Source organism: Desulfosediminicola sp., from assembly GCF_048381775.1.
Taxonomy (GTDB): Bacteria; Desulfobacterota; Desulfobulbia; order Desulfobulbales; family Desulfocapsaceae; genus Desulfopila; species Desulfopila ganghwensis.
Window position 1 is genome coordinate 1 of the sequence record NZ_JBLXGE010000030.1, and the last position, 9,881, is coordinate 9,881.

Consider the following 9,881-nt stretch of genomic DNA (forward strand, 5'->3'; position numbering starts at 1 on the left):
TGTTTTGAATTAAGTTTTTTCCGATCCACTGGAGTAGTTAACATGAAAATATTGAAGTGCGTAGGCCTTTTGGCTGCGGTACTTGCTGGCTCACAATCTTTCGCTGCACAAGAGCGAATTGGTGATTTCAACCTGATTGACGAAACCGGTACTGCGCACCAGCTAAGCAAGTACGGTTACCAAAAGGCGCTTGTTGTCATCTCTCAAGCGAACTCCTGCATTACTAACCAAGAGCTTTTCGGTGAGTATCGCATTCAACAAACAAAATGGGATAACGAGCAAATCAGTTTCGTTATGATGAACTCTTCTATCAATGACAACCCGGCTTCGGTTCGTCGTTGGAAGAACAGCTACAACCCAGACATGCCCATTCTGATCGACGACACTCAGCTAGTAGCCGAACTATTAGGCATTACTAAGGCTGGTGAAATTGTCGTTCTAGACCCAAACAATATGTCAATTTTGTACCGCGGCCCATTCGACACTCCAAGCAGAGCCGGCCAAACTGGTACAACGTTCTTAAAAGATACGTTTGCGGCAATCGCTGCCGACGAAGTTAGCGGTCGCGATACAGTAGTTGTGGATTTCGAAGCTCCAGAAAGCTGTCAGCTAGAATTCCCAGCAAAAATCACTAGTGCAGACGATGTTCCAGATTACGAAACAGAAGTCGCGCCTGTATTGATCGAGAACTGTGTTGGTTGCCATATCGAAGGCGGCATTGGCCCATTCGCTATGAACAGCCACCAAATGGTTCAGGGCTGGAGCCCAATGATGCGCGAAGTGATTATGACTAAGCGTATGCCTCCAATGAGCGTGGATCCAGAGATCCGCAGCTTTGAAAACGCCCGTACAATGTCTGTAGAAGATACACAGACATTGATTCATTGGATTAACGCAGGTGCGCCTCGCGAGTAATCAATGATGCAAAAAAAGCCGCCCACTGAGGCGGCTTTTTTTTACCTGCACTATTTCCTCACATTATGCCCTTACTCTATGCTCTCTTGCGCCTCTAGGCGCTCTTGCCAGTACTCTGCGTTGTCGATACCCATTGCAGTAGGGTGAAATACAGGATCAATCCCCTGCGCCTTCTGAGACTCGTAATCGGCCAAACACTGAAAAGCTATCTTGCTCAAGAAGAATATCGCCACGATATTTAACCATGCCATCAGCCCGACCCCTGTGTCGCCTAAACTCCAGGCTAACTCAGCCGTATTCAACGTGCCGTAAACCACTGCTCCAATCACTGCGAATTTAAGCACTGTACTCATCCAGGGGCGAGCGACAAAGCGATTGATATAACTAACATTGGTTTCAGCAATATAGTAGTAAGCTAAAATTGTCGTAAATGCGAAGAAGAAAAGCGCAACGGCAACAAAGATATTGCCAATACCCGGCATCAAACCTTCCAAAGCGGCTTGCACATACCCAGGCCCGGCCCCTACTCCAACAACTCCCGTATAAATCGCATCGCCTGCGGCGGTCTCTACATTATATAAACCCGTGATCAACAACATAAAACCTGTAGAAGAACAGACAAAAATTGTATCGACATACACAGAGAAGGCCTGCACAAGCCCCTGCTTCGCTGGATGACTGACCGAGGCTGCGGAGGATGCATGTGGCGCTGTGCCTTGCCCTGCCTCATTGGAGTAAACCCCTCGACGAACGCCCCACATAATAGCCAGCCCTAAAATAGCGCCGAAGGCTGAATCAAACCCAAGAGCGCTACGAATGATCAACCAAAACATCTCAGGGACGCGATCGATATTAATCAAGATAATAAATAACGCGACGCAAATATAGGCAATGGCCATAAATGGAACAACGGCTGAGGCAAACAAAGCGATCCGTCGTAAACCACCAAAAATAATGAAGGCAAGCAAAAGTGCCAATATGACAGCTGTTACAGAAGTATCAATACTAAATGCTGTATTTACGCTGTCGGCAATTGCATTGGCTTGCACACCGGGAAGTAACAGGCCACAGGATACGATTGTTGTAAACGCAAAAACCCAAGCATATCGTTTCATGCCTAAGCCTTTTTCTATGTAGAAAGCTGGCCCACCACGATACTCACCATTGATCTTTTCTTTGTATATTTGTCCGAGGGTAGATTCCACAAAAGCAGAACTGGCTCCTAGAAATGCTACCACCCACATCCAAAACAAAGCGCCCGGCCCACCGAAGGTAATAGCCGTGGCTACGCCCGCGATATTGCCAGTCCCTACTCGACCTGCGAGCGTCATACTCAAGGCTTGAAAGGGGCTTATACCAGTTTCAGAGACTTTGCCTTGGAAAACAAGGCGGATCATTTCTCGGAAGTGACGAATTTGCAGGAAGCGCCCGCGAATAGAGAAAAATAAACCAGCCCCTAAACAAAGAAATACTAAAGCAGGGCTCCAAACAATGGCATTTATCTGACCAAACAACTCACTCATGCTTGCGCTCCCAGTTATTGTCGTAGAACAAAGCACCGAGAGTACCACATTGTTTTAAGTTTTCGAGCACCTCATTTATGGGCACTTTATGATCAGCAAACTTGATGGCCAAAGTGGCCATATGACATATGTTTGGCTGCGCAGTGCTTTCGATTAGATGAAGTTGTTGGACTTTGGCTTATTGTGCAGATGACATGATCATAGTGTGTTGCTTGCTCATGGCTTCGCGGGCACGGTTGCGCTCCGAATGCATCAATTCTCCAACCGCCGGTCCACCCTGATTGTAGATGCCGCCACGCAGTGCGAATCGTAGATAGTCTATGGACTCTGCATTGTTGCTAATCTTATTGGTAAAGAACGCGACCGCCTGATCCATTAACTCGTCCAGATTCTCTGCGTTCGGGAAGGCAAGAATATCGGCTACGACCGTTTCTAGTAGGTTCAGATTGTCCAAGATGATGGCAGCCTCGGGTGACTGGCTGTACAGGTCAGGCGCGATTGCTGGCGCCATTGGCAATTCGCTTGGCGTCGGGAACATTGTCATACCACTGGAGGTACCGGCCTTATTCCAGAATCGCTCAAGCGCTACATTTACTCCGCCGTTGAACTGACTGTCCAACCCTTGCAGAATTACCGCTTCCAACGCGGCGAGTTGCAACCATTGCTGTGTCCACAGGAAGCCGCGCAGCAGAGGAAACGCTGATTTCAGGCCATTAGCTTGGTCGTGCTCCAGCAGATAGTTATTCGCTTTTGGTGCAGCAGCAACAGAATATTGATCGTCGCTAAGGTAGTCGGAGATCGCTGCGGTGATGGCAGCGCGCTTATCTTCGATCGAGTCATCGATATAGATAACAAATAGCCTTTCCTCGAAGTTCCTACCGCGCTTGAAAACTTCCGCCGTGTGACGACTGATAGCGGAGCTGTTCTCGAAGGCTGTTTCCGCCGCTTCGTGGCTGTGTGTGCCACGCATCATTTCCATAAGCCTGACTCGTGCCTCGACCTCCAGATTGTGGTGCGGACCATTACCCATATACATAAACATGTCGTCACTAGACGACATCATCTCTCTCATGGACATTTTGGCCTGCTTATTCAGGCTCATTTGCAGCTCATGCCGGGCCTGCAGCGTTACTGGGTTGGCATTGATTGCAGCAATTTCCTCGAAGGATTTAGCTTGAGTGACGTCGAAGGCGTTAAACAGGTCCGCGATCTGCGGATACTGCTGCCTTATCTCAGCAGCTTCCTGTGCCATCAAACCACTTGTAAAGAGGCAGGCGGCTACCATGACAGGGGCTAGCAAGGTCTTTCTTGTGACCGACTTGGGCATGTGATTCAGTTTGTTTCTCATGATCCAATTCCTCGAAGGCAATTTTCTCAAATCTAGCGTTGGAAAAGGTAGGAGAACTTCACGAAGATCTGGTTGCCATTACATGTCAAAGCGGAAAACGAGCAGATCAAGTGCTAGGAAGAGACTTAAAGAACAATGTGCAAGCAGCAATAACTGCTTGCACATTATCCAAGTTTTAAGGATTAACGGTTACAGGGAAGTAAGCGTTGGACCAACAACAAACATTATCGAATTGGCTATCTGGAGCCTCGAAATTATCTACTCTAAGGCGAATTATGTAATCCCCAGGCTCTGGGAACGTCACCTGAGTTGAAACCTCAGTCCATTCATTAGTGTATGGATCAATTGGATTGTTTGCTGCTCGCTCACGTCCACGAATCTCCGGAGTTTCTATTTCCGGCACAGCAGGACCCTGATGCATGGCCCAAAAAGTGCCAAGATCGTAATAGGGCAAAACATCTGCATAACCATCACGCTCTCCTCGATCCCGCATCTGCGCAGAAAGCGTGAGTGGCTGGCCGACTTTGACGGTTTTAGGCTCTGCGTATATACCCACTTCATTGATAGACTCAGGACCACCCTCGCTGAATCTAATAGCAGGTCTCAAGGAACCTGCAGCGGATATACCCGCACTTAACTCATAGGCAGCGGATGTGGCGCGCCCTGGTATTGAGTAAGTGTTACCACCTGTTGAGAGCGTCCAAATAACTTCGGTGCCCGCCATGTCTGCAGGTACAACTACGCCAAAGGCGCCTCGTTCCTGAATACCAACGAACCCAGGTCTGCTGTAGACAGGAAAATGGGTAGGTTGCGCCCCTTGAAATTGGGCCGGTTCCAACTTGTTATTGGACCCTAGTGGAACATCAACGCTAGCCTCTCTATTCTGATTGGCAAAGCCAAAGATCATGGTTGTCGACCCATCTTCATTGGCAATCCAGCCATTAAACATAGGAGCTACTATTTCACCAGTCTTTGAACGAGTCGCCAATGGATAATCGCGAGCCCGTTCGGGTAGCTGAGCCTGCAGTGGGGCCGCTACAAGCAGCCCCACCAAAAGTGGTAACACAAGTCTAGAATCTTTCAAACAACTCATTATTGCGCCCCACCATCCAAGCTAGCTACGCTGCTATTGTCTCTTTCTTTGCGCTCGGTTAGAAGCGCTTCATAGGCTTCGTCATCGAGGTGGGAAACAGCGATCCACGCATGCGACATTTCATCCGTCGTACGCTGACCTGAGCCGACCCATTGATCCGGGTCAGGATTCATGGGGTTGTCTGCAGTGTTGTCATACCATGCAGTCATGATCAAGGTCGCGCCCGCTGGAATTAGAGGCTGGTAACCTTCTTCATAGGTATGACTGTGGTTCCAAGCAGAAGTCCAATTGGAAGCCTGACTTAATACTTCTGTTCTGCCCGTTTCCGGATAAAACACTTCCAGTGACATTGCAACACCGCGCAAATGCATGTGTGGTTGCCAGCTATCGATGCGAACCGGATGGTCAAAGGATCTGAATCCTTGTGTCATAAGCTTGCCATGGGGGGCAATCATATAATCATCAGTTGACGCAGAGAGGAAATAGGCGCGCAAGTCTTGAGGGTAGCTTTCTTCCTCAACGAAGCCATCTTCTTCATCGTGGTACCAGATCCCTATGGTCACTTGGTCATTTGGCACTGCATTGCCATCTGGGAAATAGTGAATCTCCCATTCAACTTTTGAATTCGCCGGTACTTTTCGGCAAGCACCTTCTGGTACTTTTTCACCAAGTTTGCCGATCGCAAATTCAGACAAGCGGTCGCCATCGACCCATTCGCCCTTTTCATTCAATACTTTGAAGTGCGAGTTAGCATGGTGAGTTGAGCCTATGGCTGCTGCCGAAGGTCGAGTCTCAACTGCCTTAATGCAACGACTTTCATCGATGCCGGAATCTACAATTGGTTTCCACCACAGGTCTTGACCATTCGCAGGGACATCCCAAGCTTCGGATTTAATTGTGTGGTCAGGCTGTCCGAACTCAGCGGCTAAACGCCATTCGTCCACAGCGGGATACATTTTAGGTTCGGGTAATTCTTCCGGATTGCCCAGAGGCGAGCCCGCATTTACCCAATCTACGATTGTATCGATTTCTTCTTGTGACAAACGCCAGTCATTCTGGAGATGTTGAATACCAACATCGTTATCATAATGATAAGGAGGCATTTCTCGGTTTGCGACTCGCATCTGAATGAGTGGAGCCCAAGGCCGCACTTCTTCATAGCTCATGAATGACATCGGCCCAATAGACCCAGGCTGGTGGCAATTCTGACAATTCTCCTGAATTATCCGAGACACCTCTTTGGCATAAGTGGGGTGTGTAGCGGCCTCCTGAGCACTGCTAAGTGCTGGGAATGCTGCAAAAACTAGCAATGTTTTTAAGGCTTTTTGATACATCATTATCCATATCCTCTTTTGGGATGGGTATTTGAAAGTACTATCCGGTATATCTAACTCAAAATCCAAAATGCATTTAACTAGACATGATGCTCATTTGAGCCGCGTACTTCAAGTAAATAAATGTTACGAGTTGTCGACTAAATGTGCAAGCCTGTAGAAATTACGCACCAAAATGAAGCGCTCAGGCAAACACTGCGTAATTCTTGGTTTCTACGCAATTGTGGAGCAAAGCTAAGGAGGCGAAGGCTGTGAACCGATACTGATGTGGGGGTTCTCAGACTGTTCTCGCGACCAATTTCGATCCGGCCGATTCAGACCACCTCGGGCTGGCCCTCCGGCATTGTAGATACCGCCTCGTAACGTGTAGTACAGATACTCTGTTTCGTCGCTGAAGTTGCGAGTTTTGTCGGTGTAATTCTGCACAGCCAATTCGATTTCCTGCCATCGATCTTCTACTTCCGGGTGGGCAAGGATGTCGCCGATCACTACTTTTAACAATTCCAGATTATCGATGATATAAGCAGCACTTGGATGCATTTCTAAGAAGGTGGGTGCGATAACGGGGCTGGTAGGGATGTCTGTGGGCAGAGAAACCAAACTGCCATGCTGGCGATTAATTTTCTCATTGTACAGTTCCAATAGATGAGCAATTGCTTGCTTACGTGACTCTGCATCAGGCTCTGTTACCAATAATTCCAGTGCACCAATTTTTAACCATTGAGATGCCCAGGTTAAGCCACTTAGTTGCGGAAAGCCGGCATTAAAAGCATAGGCCCACGGATGGTCCGATAACAACTCGTCTGATTTCGGCTTGGGGGCGATTGAGTGTAAGTCATCCTGCAAATAGTTCTCGACCGCAAGTGCCACCGCGGCTTTTTTATCCTCGAAGACAGGATTGATGTAAATCTCGATGAGTAACTCAATAAATTGCCGGCCCTTTTGCAAGGCCTCTACCGCGACGGGAGGTAGATTGCCGACATCCGCCAGGGCGGTGCTTACCTGGTCGGCGTTATAGTTTCCCCTGACCACTCCTAGCAGGCCAGGAATTGCCCGACTTTCAAAGACGCGATGTGGCCCCAACATTGCCGAATGATCACCGGCAGAGTGGTAGTGTGAGTTTTTCGATTCCTTGAGCTCAGCAAGAGTTTCTAGCAAGACTCTCTGACCGATGGCTGCGATGTTAGATCCATTTGCAAGGCTAATTTCTTCGTAGACACGCGCCTGCACAATATCGTGGGCTAACAGCAGTTGCTGCAGCTCAGGATATTCCTTTGCCAAGGCAGTGTTCTCGTCCGCCATTGCTGAAAGGGAAAATAGGGCCAGCAGAAAAATTGCGAGCCTAAAACCTTTCATGGGCTCGCACCCTGACCCACTTAATTGCGAAAAATTCATGCCCTCACCCTATAAAAATTAATTGCGATGAAAAATGCGTCATATTGCCGCAGAAATTACCCGTTTGCAGTTGCCTATTCTACAGATATAGTGCCGCAAGGGACATCATCTGTCGCCTTTGTAATTCGGCTCCACTTAGCAGAACAAAAAAGGCCCGAAAACTCAGTGTTGACGGGCCTTTTGGGACTTTATGGAAGTAAATCGGGCTGCTTACATCATGCCGCCCATACCACCCATTCCGCCCATACCGCCCATGCCACCCATATCAGGTGCAGATGAGCCACTTTCTTCTGGAATATCGCTGATCATGCACTCTGTCGTGATCATCAAGCCAGCTACTGAGCCTGCAGCCTGTAGAGCGCTACGAGTCACTTTCGCTGGGTCGATGATGCCTAGCTCAACCATATCAACGTATTCGCCAGTTGCTGCGTTATAGCCTTGATTACCAGTGCTCGCTTTCACTTTGTCGAGTACTACTGAAGGTTCATCACCTGCGTTCTGCACAATTTGACGCAATGGAGCCGTCACCGCACGCAACAACAATGCAATACCGACATTCTGGTCTTCGTTGTCGCCTTTTAGGCCTTCAACTTTTTGCAGTGCACGAATCAAAGCTACACCACCGCCAGGCACAACGCCTTCTTCTACCGCAGCGCGAGTTGAATGCAACGCGTCTTCAACGCGTGCTTTCTTCTCTTTCATTTCCATTTCCGTGCCGGCGCCAACTTTGATGACCGCGACACCGCCAGCAAGTTTCGCAACGCGCTCTTGCAGCTTCTCTTTATCGTAGTCTGAAGATGTCTCTTCGATTTGACGACGAATCTGTGTGACGCGCCCTTCGATCAATTTGGAATCGCCAGCACCGTCGATGATCGTAGTGTTCTCTTTCGAAAGCACAACGCTCTTAGCACTACCAAGATGCTCAGGAGTAGTCGCTTCAAGGCTCAACCCTACTTCTTCAGAGATGACTGTACCGCCAGTCAAGACAGCGATGTCTTCCAACATTGCCTTACGACGATCGCCAAAGCCTGGAGCTTTAGTCGCAGCGACTTTCACAATGCCGCGCATATTGTTCACGATAAGAGTGGCTAGCGCTTCGCCTTCAACGTCCTCTGCAATAACAAGCAATGGACGGCCAGATTTTGCAACAGACTCTAAAACAGGCAGCATGTCACGAATGTTGGAAATCTTCTTATCCACTAACAGGATATAAGGATTTTCAAGCTCTGCGCTCATATTGTCTTGGTTGTTAATGAAGTAAGGAGACAAATAACCACGGTCGAACTGCATCCCTTCAACCACGTCTAGTTCATTTTCGAAACCAGAACCTTCTTCAACAGTGATAACGCCTTCTTTGCCAACTTTTTCCATCGCTTCAGCGATGATGGCACCGATTTGCTCATCGGAGTTTGCAGAGATGGTACCAACCTGAGCGATCGCTTTAGAGTCAGTACAAGGAATCGATAAACCACCGATTTCTTCAACCATTGCTTTCACTGCTTTGTCGATACCACGCTTGAGGTCCATTGGGTTCATGCCAGCCGCTACAGACTTCAGACCCTCGTTCAAGATAGCCTGGGCCAATACTGTTGCCGTTGTTGTCCCGTCACCGGCCACATCAGAAGTTTGTGAGGCCACTTCTTTAACCATTTGTGCGCCCATGTTCTCGAACTTGTCTTTCAGTTCTATCTCTTTTGCCACTGAAACACCGTCTTTAGTGACAGTTGGCGCACCAAATGACTTATCAAGAACTACATTACGCCCTTTAGGTCCGAGAGTTACCTTCACGGCGTCTGCTAGTACGTTGACACCCTTAAGCATTTTTTGACGAGCTGGATCGCCGAATTTTACGTCTTTAGCCATTTTCACTATTCCTATATTCTGGTTTTACGTATTCATATTAGAAGGGGTTAAAGCGCGTGGATCAGGACTCGATCACACCGTAAATTTCGCTTTCGTTGAGAATCAGAAGTTCTTCGCTATCGATTTTGATAGTGTTGCTTGCGTATTTACCAAACACTACTGTATCGCCTACCTTCAAATCGACAGGACGCTTTTCGCCATTGTCAAGAATACGGCCTGGCCCTACGGCGATGACTTCCCCTTGCGCAGGTTTTTCAGTCGCTGAACCGGGTAGCACGATACCCCCTGCAGTCTTAGTCTCCTCTTCCTTACGTCGTACTACGACTCGGTCTTGCAAAGGTCTGATTTTCATTACTTTTCTTCTCCTGAAACGGTTTTTGAATTCGTCACAACTGCGGCGAGTGTACACA

General features: G+C 48.3%; 8 protein-coding genes. 1 reads left to right on the forward strand and 7 read right to left on the reverse strand.

Annotated features, from left to right (window positions below):
* On the forward strand, nt 1-915 hold a 915-nt coding region (locus ACN5NT_RS23680), incomplete at its 5' end, for a redoxin domain-containing protein (protein WP_419177116.1).
* A 71-nt stretch (nt 916-986) separates the two neighbouring features.
* Here ACN5NT_RS23680 and ACN5NT_RS23685 read toward each other — a convergent pair.
* From ACN5NT_RS23685 to ACN5NT_RS23715, 7 genes are all read right to left on the reverse strand, one after another.
* Entirely contained in the window at nt 987-2,438 is a 1,452-nt protein-coding gene (locus tag ACN5NT_RS23685) for an alanine/glycine:cation symporter family protein (RefSeq protein ID WP_419177117.1), read from the reverse strand.
* 178 nt (nt 2,439-2,616) lie between these two features.
* A complete protein-coding gene (locus ACN5NT_RS23690) occupies nt 2,617-3,786 on the reverse strand; it encodes a hypothetical protein (RefSeq protein WP_419177118.1) in 1,170 nt (389 codons plus the stop codon).
* Between the two features lie 175 nt (nt 3,787-3,961).
* Nucleotides 3,962-4,870: a hypothetical protein gene (locus ACN5NT_RS23695; protein ID WP_419177119.1), complete on the reverse strand. Its 909-nt coding sequence runs from the start codon at nt 4,868-4,870 to the stop codon at nt 3,962-3,964.
* An 8-nt stretch (nt 4,871-4,878) separates the two neighbouring features.
* Nucleotides 4,879-6,216 carry a c-type cytochrome gene (locus ACN5NT_RS23700; protein WP_419177120.1) on the reverse strand — a complete coding sequence of 446 codons (1,338 nt, stop codon included), beginning with the start codon at nt 6,214-6,216 and terminating at the stop codon, nt 4,879-4,881.
* A 231-nt stretch (nt 6,217-6,447) separates the two neighbouring features.
* The gene (locus ACN5NT_RS23705; protein WP_419177121.1) at nt 6,448-7,569 is read right to left on the reverse strand and encodes a hypothetical protein; all 1,122 of its coding nucleotides are present in this window, start codon (nt 7,567-7,569) and stop codon (nt 6,448-6,450) included.
* Nucleotides 7,570-7,818: 249 nt separating this feature from the next.
* Complete coding sequence (gene groL / locus ACN5NT_RS23710) at nt 7,819-9,471, reverse strand: chaperonin GroEL (protein ID WP_419177122.1); 1,653 nt, start codon at nt 9,469-9,471, stop codon at nt 7,819-7,821.
* A gap of 61 nt (nt 9,472-9,532) precedes the next feature.
* Nucleotides 9,533-9,823: a co-chaperone GroES gene (locus ACN5NT_RS23715; RefSeq protein ID WP_419177123.1), complete on the reverse strand. Its 291-nt coding sequence runs from the start codon at nt 9,821-9,823 to the stop codon at nt 9,533-9,535.
* Nucleotides 9,824-9,881 lie beyond the last annotated feature (58 nt).

Excerpts from the sequence above, each read along its gene's own strand:
- ACN5NT_RS23685 (WP_419177117.1), bottom strand. The coding sequence starts at position 2,438 with ATGAGTGAGTTGTTTGGTCAGATAAATGCCATTGTTTGGAGCCCTGCT.
- ACN5NT_RS23690 (WP_419177118.1), bottom strand. The coding sequence starts at position 3,786 with ATGAGAAACAAACTGAATCACATGCCCAAGTCGGTCACAAGAAAGACC.
- ACN5NT_RS23700 (WP_419177120.1), bottom strand. The coding sequence starts at position 6,216 with ATGATGTATCAAAAAGCCTTAAAAACATTGCTAGTTTTTGCAGCATTC.
- ACN5NT_RS23705 (WP_419177121.1), bottom strand. The coding sequence starts at position 7,569 with ATGAAAGGTTTTAGGCTCGCAATTTTTCTGCTGGCCCTATTTTCCCTT.
- groL (WP_419177122.1), bottom strand. The coding sequence starts at position 9,471 with ATGGCTAAAGACGTAAAATTCGGCGATCCAGCTCGTCAAAAAATGCTT.
- ACN5NT_RS23715 (WP_419177123.1), bottom strand. The coding sequence starts at position 9,823 with ATGAAAATCAGACCTTTGCAAGACCGAGTCGTAGTACGACGTAAGGAA.